General features: G+C 65.9%; 16 protein-coding genes. 3 read left to right on the top strand and 13 right to left on the bottom strand.

Features of this window, described 5'->3' with window-relative positions; translation table 11 throughout:
- Positions 1-391 precede the first annotated feature (391 nt).
- Positions 392-1456 (top strand): ketopantoate reductase family protein, encoded by a 1065-nt coding sequence (locus N2604_RS11710; RefSeq protein ID WP_260374801.1) that lies wholly within the window; start codon positions 392-394, stop codon positions 1454-1456.
- Between the two features lie 24 nt (positions 1457-1480).
- Here the strand turns inward: N2604_RS11710 and N2604_RS11705 are convergent, their stop codons facing one another.
- Positions 1481-2065, bottom strand: coding sequence for a LysE family translocator (locus tag N2604_RS11705; RefSeq protein ID WP_260374800.1), 585 nt, complete (start codon positions 2063-2065; stop codon positions 1481-1483).
- Between the two features lie 243 nt (positions 2066-2308).
- On the opposite strand from N2604_RS11705, the gene N2604_RS11700 reads away from it, so the two are divergent.
- Entirely contained in the window at positions 2309-3823 is a 1515-nt protein-coding gene (locus N2604_RS11700; RefSeq protein WP_260374799.1) for an ATP-binding protein, read from the top strand.
- A 266-nt stretch (positions 3824-4089) separates the two neighbouring features.
- Here the strand turns inward: N2604_RS11700 and N2604_RS11695 are convergent, their stop codons facing one another.
- The 8 genes from N2604_RS11695 to N2604_RS11660 all read right to left on the bottom strand — a co-directional run bounded on the left by N2604_RS11695 (position 4090) and on the right by N2604_RS11660 (position 11986).
- Positions 4090-4827: an ABC transporter ATP-binding protein gene (locus tag N2604_RS11695; protein WP_260374798.1), complete on the bottom strand. Its 738-nt coding sequence runs from the start codon at positions 4825-4827 to the stop codon at positions 4090-4092.
- Positions 4824-5672 carry an ABC transporter ATP-binding protein gene (locus N2604_RS11690; RefSeq protein ID WP_260374797.1) on the bottom strand — a complete coding sequence of 283 codons (849 nt, stop codon included), beginning with the start codon at positions 5670-5672 and terminating at the stop codon, positions 4824-4826. Before N2604_RS11690 ends, N2604_RS11695 begins: the two co-directional genes overlap by 4 nt.
- Complete coding sequence (locus N2604_RS11685) at positions 5672-7495, bottom strand: ABC transporter permease (protein ID WP_260374796.1); 1824 nt, start codon at positions 7493-7495, stop codon at positions 5672-5674. Before N2604_RS11685 ends, N2604_RS11690 begins: the two co-directional genes overlap by 1 nt.
- A gap of 54 nt (positions 7496-7549) precedes the next feature.
- On the bottom strand, positions 7550-8707 hold the full coding sequence (locus tag N2604_RS11680) for an ABC transporter substrate-binding protein (protein ID WP_260374795.1): 1158 nt from the start codon (positions 8705-8707) through the stop codon (positions 7550-7552).
- Positions 8708-8765: 58 nt separating this feature from the next.
- The gene (locus tag N2604_RS11675; protein ID WP_260374794.1) at positions 8766-9344 is read right to left on the bottom strand and encodes an alkylhydroperoxidase domain protein; all 579 of its coding nucleotides are present in this window, start codon (positions 9342-9344) and stop codon (positions 8766-8768) included.
- Positions 9341-9955 carry a CMD domain protein gene (locus N2604_RS11670; protein ID WP_260376210.1) on the bottom strand — a complete coding sequence of 205 codons (615 nt, stop codon included), beginning with the start codon at positions 9953-9955 and terminating at the stop codon, positions 9341-9343. Before N2604_RS11670 ends, N2604_RS11675 begins: the two co-directional genes overlap by 4 nt.
- 37 nt (positions 9956-9992) lie before the next feature.
- On the bottom strand, positions 9993-11030 hold the full coding sequence (locus N2604_RS11665) for a putative FMN-dependent luciferase-like monooxygenase (RefSeq protein ID WP_260374793.1): 1038 nt from the start codon (positions 11028-11030) through the stop codon (positions 9993-9995).
- Between the two features lie 161 nt (positions 11031-11191).
- On the bottom strand, positions 11192-11986 hold the full coding sequence (locus N2604_RS11660; RefSeq protein WP_260374792.1) for a MetQ/NlpA family ABC transporter substrate-binding protein: 795 nt from the start codon (positions 11984-11986) through the stop codon (positions 11192-11194).
- A 321-nt stretch (positions 11987-12307) separates the two neighbouring features.
- Here N2604_RS11660 and N2604_RS11655 point away from each other — a divergent pair, with 321 nt between their 5' ends.
- A complete protein-coding gene (locus tag N2604_RS11655) occupies positions 12308-14095 on the top strand; it encodes a peptide ABC transporter substrate-binding protein (RefSeq protein WP_260374791.1) in 1788 nt (595 codons plus the stop codon).
- A gap of 279 nt (positions 14096-14374) precedes the next feature.
- Here N2604_RS11655 and N2604_RS11650 read toward each other — a convergent pair whose 3' ends face one another.
- The 4 genes from N2604_RS11650 to N2604_RS11635 form a co-directional block, all read right to left on the bottom strand.
- Positions 14375-14653, bottom strand: coding sequence for a DUF2934 domain-containing protein (locus tag N2604_RS11650; protein WP_260374790.1), 279 nt, complete (start codon positions 14651-14653; stop codon positions 14375-14377).
- A gap of 143 nt (positions 14654-14796) precedes the next feature.
- On the bottom strand, positions 14797-14982 hold the full coding sequence (locus tag N2604_RS11645; RefSeq protein ID WP_212254414.1) for a hypothetical protein: 186 nt from the start codon (positions 14980-14982) through the stop codon (positions 14797-14799).
- The gene (locus tag N2604_RS11640; RefSeq protein ID WP_260374789.1) at positions 14979-15140 is read right to left on the bottom strand and encodes a DUF2934 domain-containing protein; all 162 of its coding nucleotides are present in this window, start codon (positions 15138-15140) and stop codon (positions 14979-14981) included. Before N2604_RS11640 ends, N2604_RS11645 begins: the two co-directional genes overlap by 4 nt.
- Before the next feature lie 223 nt (positions 15141-15363).
- Complete coding sequence (locus tag N2604_RS11635) at positions 15364-16539, bottom strand: Gfo/Idh/MocA family protein (RefSeq protein WP_260374788.1); 1176 nt, start codon at positions 16537-16539, stop codon at positions 15364-15366.
- Positions 16540-16553 lie beyond the last annotated feature (14 nt).

Below are 16553 nucleotides of genomic sequence, written 5' to 3'. Positions count from 1 at the left end.
ATCCGCACGCGGTTACGAGCTCACAGGGACTACCCGCCCTGCCCGCACCTTTCATGCCGACGCTGCCGCGTCCACCGCAACCCGGCTCGCGACACGTGACGACACAGGATCGCCCCTCAAGATCGAGCCGGGATGGGCGACACATACGATAAATCCGAATTTCGGTAAAGCGGAATATTTTTGCCTGAGGGGGTTGACGGCAGGCGAACAGGCACGATGGCGCAGCCGGGATGGAGCGCAGTCCGGGTGGGCCGCCGCTCTGGCCCGGCGTAGCCTTGTATGCATTATCCCAGTTGCCATCCTTCCGCCGTTCGCTTTACATGCCCCCAACTCGCCCCGCGGATGACGGCCGGGGCCGAAAAAATCACACAAATTGCCAAAGGGACGGAGCATGGCGCGCAACATATTGATTCTCGGGGCTTCTTACGGCTCCCTGCTGGGCACGAAGCTGCTGATGGCCGGGCACAACGTGACCCTGGTCTGCCGCGCCAAGACCGCGGAGCTGATCAACCACGATGGTACCGAGGTACGGATCAAGTTGCGCGACGAGGCGGTGCACCGGGCGATCTTCTCCCGCAACCTCCCCGGCAAGCTCGATGCGGTGACGCCGGCCAATGTCGACCTCTCCCGCTACGATCTGGTCGGCCTCGCGATGCAGGAGCCGCAATACACAAACCACACGGTGCGCGTCCTCATGGTCAAGATCGCCGCCGCGAAGCTGCCGTGCCTGTCGATCATGAACATGCCGCCCCTGCCCTATCTGAAGCGGATTCCGGCACTCGCCGACATGGACCTCGAGGAGGCCTACACCAATGCGCAGGTGTGGGAGCGGTTCGAGCCCGGGCTGGTGACGCTGTGCTCGCCCGACCCGCAGGCCTTCCGTCCGCCGGAAGAGGCCGCCAACGTGCTGCATGTCGGCCTGCCCACCAATTTCAAGGCATCGGTCTTCGCCGACGAGAAGCACAACAAGCTGCTGCGCGAGCTGGAGGCCGACATCGACGCGGTGACGCTCGACGGCCACGACGTGCCGGTGAAGCTGAAAGTGTTCGATTCCCTGTTCGTGCCGCTGGCGAAATGGTCGATGCTGCTCACCGGCAATTACCGCTGCATCACGCCGAACGAGCCGCAGTCCATCCGCGACGCCGTGCACGGCGATCTCAAGCGCTCGCAGACGATCTACGACCATGTCGATGCGATCGCCCGCCGCCTCGGCGCCGATCCGCAGGACCAGGTGCCGTTCGCGAAATACGCCAAGGCCGCGGAGAGCCTGCTCAAGCCGTCATCGGCCGCGCGCGCGGTCGCGAGCGGCGCGCCCTTCATCGAGCGCGTCGACCTCCTGGTGAAGCTGATCTCGCACCAGCTCGGCGTGCCCAACGCCGAGATCGACCGCACCGTCGACACCGTGGACCAGAAGCTGAACGAGAAGATCGTGCAGGGCGGCTCCGGCGCGCAGTAGCGCGCCGCTTCCAGCGACGTCGGCTCAGGCAACCAGGAAGGATTGCAGCCAGATCAGGCCGGTCACGGCGACCAGCGTGACCGCGCCGGTGCGCGTGACGAGGTCAGGGCGCCCGAGGCGACGGGCGCCGCGTCCGAGCGTTGCGCCCAGAATGATCCACGCGGCGCCGGCGGTGAGAATCTGAAGCGCGATCACGCCGAGCCACGGCAGCAGTTCGAGCGGCCCGGCTCCAAGCGGCAGCAGCAGGAACGCGAAGACCAGTGCTTTCGGGTTCAGCAGGGTCGTCAGCAGCACCTGACCGAACGTCACCGCAGCGCCGCCGCGCAGCTCACGCGTGTTGACGCGCCAGAGCATGACCGCGAGGCACAGGATGTAGATCGTCACGGCGACGCGGAGCACCAGCGCCGCAATCGGGATGTCGCTGATAACGGGGCCGAGCGCCAGCCGCAGCACCGCAATCGCCAGCAGATAGCCGCACAGCTCCGCTGCGAGCAGATGGAGGGAGCGCGGGATGCCGGCTCCGGCCCCCGATGTCGCGAGCAGGGTGTTGGTCGGCCCCGGCACCGCCAGCAGGAAATAGGTCGCGGTGAAGAAGGTCAGAAAAGTCATACGGCCAGATAGCAGGTCTCGGGCTCACCGATCTTGATCTGCGTCATTTCAGGCTCAGCGATCGCGATGCGGCCCTATCATCGGCGAGCCGAGGCCGTTCAGCACCGGGTTCCTGCCGCTCACGGCGGATGCTTTCCGGTTTTGGCGTGGGCAACCCCGCCTGATTCGCGCTGGAGCGCTCGACGCGCCCCGGCTGGATTGATAAGCCGCTGTCCGCGAATGACGGGGACTTGAGTCGGGGACATGACGGTTGCGATCGAGATGGGGCAGACCACGGCAGGCGCCGCGGCCGCCATGGACCTCGAGGAACTGCTGGCGACCCGTCTCCTGGTGCAGGGCAATTCGGGCTCCGGCAAGTCGCATCTCTTGCGGCGGCTGCTGGAACAGAGCGCGCCCTGGGTGCAGCAGGCCATCATCGATCCCGAGGGCGACTTCGTCACGCTGGCCGAGCGCTTCGGCCATCTGGTGATCGAAGCCGAGGATCACACCGAGCGCGGCCTCCAGGTCGCGGGCGAGCGCGCGCGGCTGCATCGCGTCTCCACCGTGCTCAATCTCGAAGGCCTCGATGCCGAGAACCAAATGCGGCGCGCCGCTGCGTTCCTCGGCGGGATGTTCGACGTCGACCGCGATCACTGGTACCCGATGCTCGTCGTCGTCGACGAGGCCCAGTTGTTTGCGCCGGCGGTGGCGGGCGAAGTCTCGGACGAAGCACGAAAACTCTCGCTCGGCGCCATGACCAATCTGATGTGCCGCGGCCGCAAGCGCGGGCTTGCCGGCATCATCGCGACCCAGCGCCTCGCCAAGCTCGCCAAGAACGTCGCCGCGGAAGCCTCGAACTTCCTGATGGGGCGGACCTTCCTCGACATCGACATGGCGCGCGCCGCCGACCTGCTCGGCATGGAGCGGCGGCAGGCGGAAGCCTTCCGCGATCTCGAGCGCGGCCAGTTCATGGCACTGGGACCTGCGCTGTCGCGCCGGCCGCTGCGCCTCAACATCGGCCCGACAGAGACGAGCCCGCGCAATTCGACCCCGCGGCTGATGCCGCTGCCGGAGGCCACGCTTGAAGATGCCCGAGCGGTCATCCTCGCCGCACCACCACCCGATGCCAGCCGGCCGCAGCGACGGCCGGCGCCGGATCTGCTCGAACAGCTTCGCGCGGCGAAGGCCGCCGCCGTGCCGGAGATTCGGCTAGAGGCGGTCGAGGCTCCCGTCAGCGCCGAAGAGCTCGCCGAACGGCGCGAGCGCGTGGATCGTACGCTGCGTGCCGTGCTGGCCGAGCCCGACGCCGGCTTCCGCGCCATCGGCGTGCTCTATCAGGAGTTCGTGGTCCGCTGCCGCATCGAGGGCCTCGGGGCGGCAGTCCCTGATCTCAACGAATTCCGGCGCATGCTGACGCATGCACGCGCCGGGCTCGGGACGGATCTCACCGAAGACGACGCCTGGCAGGACGTGGCGCTGCGCGCCTCGATCCTGCCCGACGACATGCAGGGCGTGTTCATGATGATCGCGCGCGCGGCGAAGGAAGGCTGGCCCTGCCCCGGCGATCCCGCGATCGCCCGCGCCTACGGCTCGCACTCGCTGCGCCGCGCGCAGCGCCTGCTCGGTTACATGGAGGAGCAGGGCCTGATCGTCGTCCAGCTCGACGGCGGCGGCCGCCGGATCGTGACGCTGGTGGAGCTCGCCTGGGCGACCGCGCCGGGCGATCCCAACGGGGATGATCAGCCGGTGGAGCAGGTCGCGACCGCGGCGTCGGCTTGATTGTTACACGAATGGGATGCGTCTCTTGCTTGCGCAGGCTATCGCATTTGAGAATTCTTTCCTGCGGCCATCCTTCGAGACGCCCGCTTGAGGCGGGCTCCTCAGGATGAGGGCGGAGTGCGCGGCAGCAGTTTCAACGGGCACTGACGTTGATGAGCCTCATCCTGAGGAGGCGCGTAAGCGCCGTCTCGAAGGACGAGGCGTGTGCGCAGGCCGCCGCCACAAGTCATATGCGATAGCCCCGCAAGCGGGAGAGGTTGAGACGCCTACGCCGCCTCGGAGCCGCCGAGATAGGCGTCGCGGATGCGGGGGTCGTCCTTCAACGCGCGCGCCGGGCCTGACAGCACGATCTTGCCGGTCTGCAGCACATAGGCCTCGTGCGCGATCTCGAGCGCGAGGCTGGCGTTCTGCTCGACCATGAAGACCGAGACGCCGTCCTGGTTGATGGTGCGGATCAGCTCCAGCACGCGGTCTACGTAAAGCGGCGACAGGCCCATGGTCGGCTCGTCCATCACGATCATGCGGGGGCGGCTCATCAGCGCGCGCGCCATCGCCACCATCTGCTGCTCGCCGCCGGAGAGCGAGCCGGCGCGCTGCGCCAGCCGCTGGCCGAGCTTCGGGAACAGCGTCAGCATCCGGTCGAGATCCTGCGCGATCGTCTCGCGGTCGTTGCGCACGAAGGCGCCCATCAGGATGTTCTCGCGCACGCTCATGTCGGCGAACAGCCGCCGCGCCTCCGGCACCGAGGCGATACCGCGGCGGACGATCTGCGGCGTGGAGAGCCCGATCAGCGAGGCGCCGTCGAACGTCACCTCGCCCGAGCGCGGCTTCACCAGGCCCAGGATAATCTTCATCGTGGTCGACTTGCCGCTCGCGTTGCCGCCGAGCAGGCAGACGATGTGGCCGCGCGCAACATTGATCGACAGGTCGAAATGCACCTGGGCCTGGCCGTAGAAGGTGTTGACGTTCGACAAGGCCAGCAGTGCTTCGGGTGCGCTCGTCATGCCGCGCTCTCCTGCTCGGTCACCCCTGACAGGCCGTGGCCGAGATAGGCCTCGATCACCTTGGGATCGGTTCGCACCTGCTCGCCCGGCCCTTCCGCGATCTTCTTGCCCTCGTCCATGACGATGACGCGGTCGGACAGGCGCATCACCATCTCCAGCTTGTGCTCGATCAGGAGGATGGTCAGCCCCTCGGCTTTCAACTCGGCGACGAGCCCCTGCATCTCCGCGGTCTCGGTCGGGTTCATGCCGGCGGTGGGCTCGTCGAGCAGAAGGAGCCGCGGCTTCAGCGCGAGCGCGCGGGCGATCTCGACGCGGCGGCGGTTGGCGTAGGACAGGCTATAGGCGGGCTGGTCGATGCGCGGCAGCAGCCGCTCGCCGAAGCGGGCGAGGATCGCTTTGACCTCCTCGCGCAGCCGCTCCTCCTCGGCCTTGACGCTCGAGGGACGCAGCAAGGCCAGACCTAACTCCAGCAGCGGACCGATCACCGGCACCGCCGGCTTCACGGCGCGCAGCCGCGTATGCGCGCCGATCAGGACATTGTCCATGACGCTGAGATTGCCGAACACGCGGCCGAGCTGGAAAGTGCGCGCGATGCCTTCGGCCGCGAGCCGCTCCGGCGACAGGCCGGTGATGTCCTGGCCTTCGAAGCTGACGGTGCCGGCATCGGGGCGGTCGAGCCCGGTCACGAGGTTGAACAGCGTCGTCTTGCCGGCGCCGTTCGGGCCGATGATGCTGATCAGCTCGCCCCTGGCGAGGTCGAGGTCGATCGTATCGACCGCGGTGAGGCCGCCGAAACGACGCGTCAGGCCGCTCAGGGACAGCATGGCGTGAAGCTGCTCGGCCATTAAACCGTCCCCAACAGGCCCTGCGGCCTGAACCGCACGAGCAGCAAGAGAACGATGCCGTAGATCAGGATGCGATACTCCGCTGCGATCCGGAACACTTCTGGCAGGCCGACCAGCGCGACCGACCCGACGATGGCACCGACCACATTGCCGAGGCCGCCGAGAATGACGACGGTCAGCGCCAGGATCGATTGCTGCGTGTTGAAGGTCTCGTGGTTGATGTAGGAATAAAGATGCGCGGCGATGCCGCCGCTGACGCCGGCGGCGAAGCCGCCGAAGATGAAGGCGAGCGACTTGTAGCGGTTCAGGCTGAGGCCGTAGGCGCGCGCGGCGATGTCGTCGTCGCGGATGGCGCGAAAGCTGCGGCCGAGATGCGAGGTGAGCAGCCGCCCCTGCAGCAGCGCCAGCACGACCATCACAGCAAGGCTGAACCAGTAGACAGAGGACGGGCTGATCAGGTCATAGCCGAACAGCGTCAGCGGCGGGATGCCGGAGATGCCGATCGGGCCGCGCGTCACGCCCTCCCAGTTCAGGATCACCAGCGACACGATCTCGCCGATCGCGAGGGTAGCGATCGACACATAATGCCCGCGCAGGCGGAAGGACGGCGAGATCAAGAGCGTGCCGAGCGCAGCGCTCATCAGGCCGCCACCGATGATGGCGAGGCCGACCGGGACGTTGAGGGTCAGCGACAGCAACGCCGACGTATAGGCGCCGATCGCCAGCAGCGCGGCATGTCCGAGCGAGACCTGGCCCATCGTGCCCGCAACCAGCGTCAGGCTGAGCGCGAGCATGCCGAGCAGCCAGGCATTGATCAGGGTCTGGAGCACGTAGAAGGACACCGGGAAGAGCGGCAGCACCGCGAAGATCGCCGCTGCGACGGCCAACGCCGAGCGCGGAATGCGCAACGGGCGGCTCGGCGCGATGAAGGTGCCGGTGAGCGGCTCCGGCGGCGCCTGCCGGGCGCTGGCGAACAGGCCGTTCGGCCGCAGCACCAGCACGACGACCAGCAGCAGGAAGGCGAACAGGTTGCGATAGCTGGTGCCGAACACGGCGACGCCGTAGCTCTCGACGAGGCCCAGCAGCAAGCTGCCGATCACCGCGCCGGGCACGTTGCCGGCGCCGCCGACCACTTCGGCAACGACGCCCTTCAGCGTCGCCTGCAGGCTCATCGCCGTGTCGATCTGGTTGTAGTACATGCCGACCAGCATGCCGGAGACGCCGCCGAGCGCCGCCGCGATGCCGAACACGGCCTGGTTGACGCGGTTGACGTCGACACCCATCTGCATCGCAGCGTCGCGGTCCTGCGAGGCGGCGCGCACGGCCCAGCCGAGCTTGCTGTAGCGCAGGAACACGAACAGCAAGAGCGCGCTGGTGATGCCGACGCCGGCGATGAGCAGATCGAGCGGCCCGATCGTGCCGCCGCCGAGCTGGAAGCGCACGTCCGGCAGCTGGCTCGGCAACGCGCGCGGATTGGGCGAGAAGGTCAGCATCACCAATTGATCGAGCACGAAGCTGATGCCGATGGTCGCGAGCAGCGGCGCGATGCGCACCGAATTCTGCAGCGGACGCAGGCCGAACCGCTCGATGATCAGGCCGACCAGTGCGGCGGCCGCCGCCACCACGATGATGGTGAGCGGCAGCGGCGTGTGCAGCTGCACCACCGCGACCCAGCCGATATAGGCGCCGACCAGATAGATCGAGCCTTGCGCGAAGTTGATCAGCCGGCTGACGCCGAAGATCAGCGCGAGCCCGACCGCGACAAGCGCGTAGACATTGCCGATGATCAGCCCGTTGATCGTGTAGTCAAGCCAGGAAGACACGCAGCGTTCCTAATGAGGGATGAAGCGGCCGGAGCGGTCGCTCCGGCCATCAGGTCAGGTCGGCTTGCCGTCCCACAGCGTGAACTGGCCCTTGCGCACGACGAGCTCGGCGTTCATCGCGCCTTTGACGCGGCGGCTCTCGATGTCGAACGTCGCCTTTCCGAAGATGACGCTGGAGACGTCCTTCACCTTGGCGAAGGCATCGCGGACGGCGCGGCGGTCGGTGCCGCCGATCTTCACCACGGCAGCGGCCATGTTCATCGCGTCATAGGAATAGGCGTTGAAGGCGTCGGGCTCCTGCCCGTTATACTTGGCCTTGAAGCCCTCAATGAACTTCCGCACTTCGGGCCGCGGATCTTGCGGGAAATAGCGCGTGCCGAGATGGACGTCCTCGACCGCCTCGCCGCCGAGCTCGAGGAATTTCGGCGAGTACACCGAGCTTGCCGCGCAGATCGTCTGCTTCAGGCCGACCTGGCGGGCCTGGCGCGCGATCAGCGCACCGTCGGAATAATAGGAGATCAGGATCAGCCCGTCCGGGCTGGCGTCGCGCACACGCACCAGGGTGGAGCGGAAGTCGCGCTCCTCCGCAATGTAGCCCTCGGTGACCGCGACCTCGGCGCCGTATTCCTTGGCCGCCTTGACGAAATGGTCGCGGCTGGTGCGGCCCCAATCGGTGTTGAGGTGCAGCACCGCAAGCTTTTTCAGGCCGAGCCGCCTGACGGCGTAGGACGCCAGCAGCGGCTGCTCGTCGGCCTGGCTCACGGACGTGCTCCACATGAAGTCGCCGCCCTTGGTGAAGTCGGGATGCGAATTGGTGAAGCCGAACTGCACGAGGCCGCCGCGCTGATAGATCGGCGAGGCCGCCATCGAGGCGGGGCTGGAGAAATCGCCGAGCTCCATGACGATGCGGGGATCGGAGACAAATTTCTGGGCGATCGCCACCGACTGGCGCGGATCGCTCTGGCTGTCCTCGAACTGGTAGGCGAGCTTGCGGCCGTTGATGCCGCCGGCGGCGTGAATCTCGTCGAGCGCGAGATCAAAGCCCTGCTTCCACTGCGCGCCATATTGCGCGTTCGGTCCGGTGAGAGGACCGCTGACGCCGAGCAGGATCGGCTCGGCGGATTGCGCCAGCGCGACGCGCGAGAAGGCCGTGCCCGCCATCATGGCGGCGAGCGAGCCTTTGACCAGGGTACGACGATCGATGTTGCTCATTTACGGCTCCATCCATTTCGGTTGATACAAGCAGCAATTCTCGTGCCGGTGAGATTGCCTATTTCGAGGGCTCGCCGAGCGACAGCATCAGCCGGTTCGCCCAGTTGAAGAACGCGGCGCCGTTGATGACGTCGACGATCTCGGCGTCGTCGAGACCGGCGCGGCGCAGCTCCGCGATATTGTCGGGCCCGAATGCGATCGGCGTTGCCGCCAGCGCCACCGAGGCCTTGACCACCGCATTCCAGCGCTCGCCGAGATCGGCGTGGATGCCTTCGTCGAGCAGGCGTTGCACGTCGTCGCGGCGCTTGGAATAGGTGCTGGCGAAGCGCGCATGCACGGAGGCGCAATAGATGCAGCCGTTGTAGCGCGAGGTGGCGGCGGCGGCGAGCTCGCGCTCGGCGCGCGGCAGGCCATCGGCGACGTTGTAGAAGATGTCCTTGTCGGTCTTGGTGCGGGCTTCCAGCACCTCGGGGTCGCGCACCAGCAGGCGGAAATATTCCGACTTGGCACGGGCGCGGTCGACGAGGCCGGCGTAGTGTCGCTCGGTCAGCTCGGCCTCAGGCAGCGGGTCGATCCACGAGACCCAGCCGAGTTCGTCCTGGGTGAAGACGACGGGCGGATTGACGGTGCTGCTCATGATTGGGCCTCCACCACGCTTGCCGCGGCGAGCGTACGCAAGCCGCTGACCACGCGCACCTGGAACGACAGGAACGCAACGAGCTGGGACAACGTGACGATGCCGCTGGTCGACCAGCCGGCGGCCAGCAGCGCCTTCATGTCGGCGGATGCGGCATCGCGCGGGTGGAAGACGAGGAGATGTGCGTGCTCAAGCGCCGCAACGAGCCGGGGACCGAGGACCGGCTTGCGCTCAGCGCTGACGCGATAGATCAAGCCGGCCTTGTTCTCGATCGACAACGGACCGGCGGGATAGGCGCCATACGGTCCGGATGTCTTGCCGCGTTCGATCTCGGCCTTGATCGCATCGAGCAGCGGTGCGCCATCCGCAGTCGCGGCAAGCTTGTCGCGATAGAAGGCAGCGACGGGGGACTCGCCGTGGAGCCCGGTCACGAAGGCGGCGACCGCGGCGCGTTCGGCATGCGAAAAATCGCCGGCGTCGATCGGCTCGAACAGGGAGAGATAGCTCTTCTGCGCATTCTCGCGCGCCTGCAGGCGGCGCGCGCGGATGGCGTCCAGGGTGGAGCCGGGCTCGATGCCGGCGAGCGTGTCGATGATATCCTTCGGTGCCATCATTCAGCCTTGTGCAACGCGATTCTCTTCATTCCGGCTAGCCTGCGAGGGCAACGTCCTTGGCGGCCGTCCGGGTCCAGCCCAGCGCCGGCGCGACCTTGTCGGCGACGAGCTCGATCGAGCGCAGAACGTCAGGATGCGGCGCATCGACCGAATGCACCTGGAAGACGAGATCGGTCACCCGTTCCAGGGTGGCGTCGGTGCGAAGCGAGGCGATGACATGGTCGGCATCGCCGACATGGGTGTCGAACGCGCTGATCATCTCCTCCAGCGTCTCGCCCGGGGGAAGGTGACCGCCCTTCATGAACTGGGGCAGCGCGCGGCGCAGCCCGATATCGGCGAGGCGCAGCGCCTCGCGATGGTCGTCGGCGACGAAGACGCTGCGCGAGGCCATGATGCGCGGCTCGCAGCCCGGCGGCAGCGCGGCGAGATAGGCGTCGATGATCGGGTTCTGGATCTCGGCAAGCGTCGCGTTCGGCGCGTCCTTGGCCCGTGGCTGGGTGCGCGAAAGCAGGAGGCCGTCGCCGGCCTTGCCGGCCCGGGCGCCGCCGGCGACGGAGAATGTCGCCTGCCAGATGCGCTTGTCCAGTTGCGGCCGCTGCGGATAGAGCGTGTCGCCGCCATCGAGCGGCTTGCCGGTCAGTGCCTTGCGGACGATCTCCAGATTGCGGCTAAAAATCTCGTTGCGCTGGGCGCTGTCGAGGCCGAAGGCGGCGAAGGCCGACGGATTGCCGCCGGTGCCGACGCCGAGCTCGAAGCGGCCGTTGCAAAGGAGATCGAGCACCGCGGCATCCTCCGCCACCCGCACGGCGTTCTCCAGCGGCAGCGTCACGATGCCGGTGCCGAGGCGGATGCGCGAGGTCTGGGCTGCGACATAACCCAGGAAGGTGAAGGGCGACGGCAGGCCGCCCTCGCGCTCATGGAAATGATGCTGCGCGATCCACGCGCAATCGAGCCCGGCCTTCTCGGCGCGCACGATCTGCTCGGCGGCGAAGCGATAGCGGTCCGCCGCCGGCGCCTCGTCGAGCAGCCGCGTGAAGAAGCCCAGGCGTTTCAGGTTGGCAAAGCGTTTCATACGATCCCTGTCGGGCGAGGATGGGCCCCGATGATGTCGGTTGCCGCAGCTCCAGACAAGCGGGCATTGCGCAGGGCACATACGCAAGGCTCATGCGCAAGGCTCATACGCAAGGCTGCCCGCCGGATCGCCCTTACGTGGACTCTGAGCGGGCAGATTGCCTACCAGCTCGGCAGCACCGCGCCCTTGAACTTGGTCAGGACGAACTCCTTGACCTCGGGCGTGTGGTAGCTGTCCACGAGGATCTTGACCCAAGGCTTGTCCTTGTCGGCGCTGCGCACCGCGATCAGGTTGACATAGGGCCCCTTCGGGTCCTCGCGCAGGACCGGATCCTTGACCGGATCGAGGCCCGCCTGGGTTGCATAGTTGGTGTTGATCGCGGCGGCGTCGACGTCGTCGAGCGCGCGCGGCGCCTGCGCGGCATCGACCTCGATGAACTTCAGCTTCTTGGGGTTGTCGGTGATGTCGAGCACCGTCGGCTTGAAGCCCGTGCCGTCCTTCAGCTTGATCACGCCCTTGTCGCGCAGCAGCAGCAGCACGCGGCCGCCGTTGGTCGGATCGTTCGGGATCGAGACCTTGCCGCCCTCGGGGATGTCGGCGAACGCCTTGTGCTTCTTCGAATAGACGCCGATCGGGAAGTTCACGGTCAGGCCGACGGCTTCGATCTTATAGCCGCGGTCGGCCTTCTGATTGTCCAGGTAAGGTTGGTTCTGAAACGAATTGGCCTGGATCTCGCCGGCATCGAGCGCGGCGTTCGGCACCACGTAGTCGGAGAACTCGAGCAATTGGATGTCGAGCCCCTGCTTGGCGGCGATCGGCTTCACGGCTTCGAGGATCTGCGCGTGCGGCCCCGGCGTCACGCCGATCTTGATGGTCTCGGCCGCGGCTGCGGCGGACCATGCGGCCAGCACGGCGGAGAGAATCAGGGGAAGGCGAAACGACATCTTGGTCTCCATGGGTCTTGCGACAACGGAACCGTATTCCCTTTTCTGCGCTGCGAAATCAATGAAATGGAAATCCATATTGGCCGCGGGTTAAGGGCCAGCCTTTCTCCATTCGGCTGCAAACGGAAAACGAATACAGAGTGCGACAAAGTGCGCGCGCGTAACCCGGATGATGCGCCGGCAAGCAGGGCCGCTGCCGCTTGTGGCAAGAGTCCCGGATTACACTTTCGTTCCATCCGCACCTGGACCTGCGCCCTTCTCTTTGACTCCACCACGCCCGACGTGCTGAGTTAGCGCGCACTGAGCCGGTGGCGACGAGGTGGGGATCATCCGATGAACGAGAACGAAATCCGCAATCTGGTCGCGGAAGTGAAGCAAGGCACGCTGTCGCGGCGGTCGTTCATCAAGACAATGGCCGCGGTCGGAATCGCGGCGCCGATCGCGAGCCAGATCCTGGTCTGGCACGACGTGGCGATGGCTGACGCCACGCTGCCCTACAAGCCGGCCAAGGCCGGCGGCGGCGGCACGCTCAAGATGCTGCTCTGGCAGGCGCCCACCCTGCTCAATCCGCATTTCGCGCTCGGCACCAAGGACCAGATCGCCTCGCGCGTCTTCTTCGAGCCGCTCGCCGGCTGGGACAAGGAAGGCAATCTCATCCCCTGCCTCGCCGCGGAGGCCCCGACCAAGGCCAATGGCGGCCTTGCGGCCGACGGCATGAGCGTGATCTGGAAGCTGAAGCGGGGCGTGACATGGCATGACGGCAAGCCCTTCACCGCCGACGACGTCGTCTTCACCTGGCAGTATGCCGCCGACCTCGCCACCGCGGCCTACACCACGGGCTCCTACAAGGACATCAAGGTCGAGAAGATCGACGACTACGCCGTCAAGGTGATCTTCAAGGCGCCGACGCCGTTTTGGGCCGATCCGTTCGTCGGCTCGGTCGGCCAGATCCTGCCGAAACATCATTTCGGCGACTATGTCGGCGCCAAATCGCGCGAAGCGCCGGGCAATCTGAAGCCGGTCGGCACCGGTCCGTACAAATTCCTCGAGTTCAAGCCGGGCGACCTGATCCGCGCCGAGCGCAATCCTGACTATCACATCAAGAACCAGCCGCATTTCGACACGCTCGAGATCAAGGGCGGCGGCGACGCCGTATCTGCTGCGCGCGCGGTGCTGCAGACCGGCGAATACGACTTTGCCTGGAACATGCAGGTGGAGGAGGACGTTCTCAAGCGCATGGAGGCGGGCGGCAAAGGCAAGTTCGACATCACGCCGTCCGGCAATGTCGAGTTCATCATCCTCAACACGACGGACCCCTGGACCGAGGTCGACGGCGAACGCTCCAGCGTCAAGACCAAGCATCCGACGCTGTCCGACCCCGCCGTTCGCCGCGCGATCAATCTCCTGATCGACCGCGATTCGATTCAGAAGTTCATCTACGGACGCGGCGCCGTCGCCACCGCGAGCTTCGTCAACGCGCCCAAGCAGTTCAAGTCGCCGAAGCTGAAATACGAGTTCGACATCGACAAAGCCAACAAGATCCTCGACGAGGCCGGCTGGACCAGGGGCGCGGACGGCATCCGCGAGAAGGACGGCAAGAAGCTCAAATACGTATTCCAGACCTCGACCAATGCCCCGCGCCAGAAGACCCAGGCCATCATCAAGCAGGCGTGCCAGAAGGCCGGCATCGATATCGAGATCAAGGCGGTCACCGCCTCGGTGTTCTTCTCCTCCGACGTCGGCAACCCCGACACCTATTCGAAATTCTACGCCGACATGGAGATGTACAACACGACGCAGCCGCAACCCGACCCGGAGCGCCTGCTGAACCAGTGCGTGTCCTGGGAAATCGCCACCAAGGACAACAAATGGCTCGGCCGCAACAATTCGCGCTATTCCGATCCCGAAGCCGACAAGGCCTACAAGGCCGCGCAGAACGAGCTCGATCCGGTCAAGCGCGCCGCGCTGCTGATGAAGGTCGACGAGATCTTCTGCGGGGCCAACGTGTTCCTGCCGCTGCTCTCGCGCCACATCGTCAACGCCGGCGCCAACAATTTGATGATCGACATTTCGGGCTGGGACACCATCACGTGGAACCTGGCGGCGTGGTATCGGATCTGATGGGGCTCGTGAGCGCGCTTATGGTTGCAGCGCAGCGCGGGCTTCAGAACGTGACACCGAATCCCTTCCACTGTGTGCCCCAGATCACAGCGGAATCCCGCGCCATCGCCTACAAGGATCGGGCATGGCCGCAAACAAGGTAACGGCGGTACGCACGAGGCTGGGGAGACGATCAACAGCTACGGACTTTGCGAAGCCGTCAGGGTGAAGAACCCGGCGGCTTTTTCCTTGCTTGCGCGACCTGCGACGCGGCGTGCAGCGGGCGCGGATGGCGCCTGGCTATGAACCACCCCCGCCCTTTCGCTCCTCGCGTTCATCCTCGATCTGCCGCTCGGCTTCGAGCCAGAAGTCCAGCTCCCGATCGCTGGGACGGCCGGCCTGCTCCCAGAGCTCATATGCGCGTGTGCGCACCCTGCCACGGCGGATCATGCGAAGCAGCTTTCGTTTTAGTTCCTCCGCGAAGGTCCTGAAGCGTTGTCCGGTCGTTTCGTCCTTGACGAGCGAGGCCGCTCGCGTTGCGAGTTCGATCTGGTGCTCTAGCTTCTTCTGCTCGTCCACCGCCGAAACTGCCGTGGGAAAGGAACGTTGTCGGACCCGTGCGGACACTAAATTCGCTTCCCGGATGGTCCGTTCCCTGAGGTGCAGCGCTTTCGGAAGTGACCAGCTTCGCAGCATCACTTGAACCGAAGCAGCCGGCGCCGCTAGTGCCACGTCGTATCGGCTTCGACGATCACCACTCTGATTTCGGGGTCCTCAGTCGTGTTGCAGGTGCAGGGCATGCCCTCGCCGCAGCGGCAGCCGCCGAGCTTCTCGCTCCAGACCCGGAGCGGATGGTTTTCGCAGACCCATCCGAGACCCTGGCAGAATGGGCAGGTCTTGTTGGTCACAGCGTATCCGGCGTCCGCAGCGTGTTCGACTTGTCCTCGTTGCGCAGTTCCTGTTCCGCCGCGTGCCAAAATTCCTGCTCGCGCCCTTCGGGCTTGCCCGCCTGCTCCCACAATTGGTGTGCGCGTTCTCTGATCTCTTGCTCGGTCGGCTCGGACAATTGCACCTCCTGCTTGGAAGCACGGCCCCACCCTGGGGGGTATGGGGGGCTTGGAGGCGGGGCCGTGCAGGCCAGCGATCGGCGGCGAGGCTGGCCCGCGGAGTCAAGCTTCGACCACGTGCAAGAGTTCCTACGCGTCTGACCGTGCCGGACGGCCGGGCTTGTCCCGGGCATGCATGCCTTTCCACCCAGCATTGCGCCGATGTCGGATACACGTGGGCAGTCACGTCATCCGAACCCAGACGCCGTTGCCCGCTGATGACTTCACCGCAGCATCGATGAACTGCACTCCTGCAAGGCCATCCTCGACCGTCGGGAAGACGACCTCAGGATCCGGCTTTTCACCGGCCGCTGCTGCGCGAATGGCGCGCGCTGCTTCGGCATAGATCGTCGCGAAACCTTCGAGGTAGCCCTCAGGGTGGCCTGAGGGGATGCGGCTAACGCGGGCGGCGTCGGCCAATGTGCCGGTCCCGCCGCGCGTCAGGAGCTGTTTCGGCCGGCCGTACGGCGTGAACCAGAGATGGTTCGGATTCTCCTGCGCCCATTCGAGCCCGCCTTTGCTGCCGTAAACGCGCAGCGTGAGTCCGTTCTCATTGCCGACGGCGACCTGGCTCGCCCACAGCATGCCCTTGGCGCCGCCCTTCCACTTGAGGAGGATCTGGACATCATCATCGAGCCGCCGCCCCTCGACGAAGGTCGACAATTGCGCGAGCAATTCGTCGAGTTCGAGCCCGGTGACGAAGCACGCCAGATTGTAGGCGTGGGTGCCGATGTCGCCGATACATCCGCCGGCTCCGGACCGGGCCGGGTCCGTGCGCCATGCCGCCTGCTTCTGGCCGGTGGTTTCCAATGGCTCGGTCAGCCAATCCTGCAGATACTCGACCTTGACCAGACGGATCTCGCCGAGATCGCCATTCGCGATCATGGCGCGCGCTTGCCGGACCATGGGATAGCCGGTGTAATTGTGCGTGACGACGAAGATCCTGCCCGTCTTCCTGACCAGCGCCACCAGTTCCTCGGCCTCGGCAAGTGTCGTCGTCAGCGGCTTGTCGCAGATGACGTGGATGCCGGCTTCGAGGAAAGCTTTCGCGACCGGGCTGTGCATGTGATTGGGTGTCACGATCGAGACCGCCTCGATGCCATCCGCTCTCGCCGCTTCAGCCCGCGCCATTTCCTCGAAAGAGCCATAGGCGCGGCCGTCAGCGATGCCGAGCTCCTTTGCAGAGGCTTTGGCTCGAACCGGATCCGACGCGAGCGCGCCGGCCACCAGTTCGAACTGGTCGTCGATGCGAGCGGCAACGCGGTGGACGGCACCGATGAAGGCACCTTGGCCACCGCCGACCATCCCCAGACGGATACGACGATGGCCGCCGGTTTCATTGCTTGCTTCGATAGCCATGTTGCACCCTCTCT

It is taken from the genome of Bradyrhizobium sp. CB1015, from assembly GCF_025200925.1.
GTDB lineage: Bacteria > Pseudomonadota > Alphaproteobacteria > Rhizobiales > Xanthobacteraceae > Bradyrhizobium.
The sequence above is the reverse complement of the archived record's forward strand: the minus strand, read 5'-3'. Positions and strand labels throughout refer to the sequence as shown.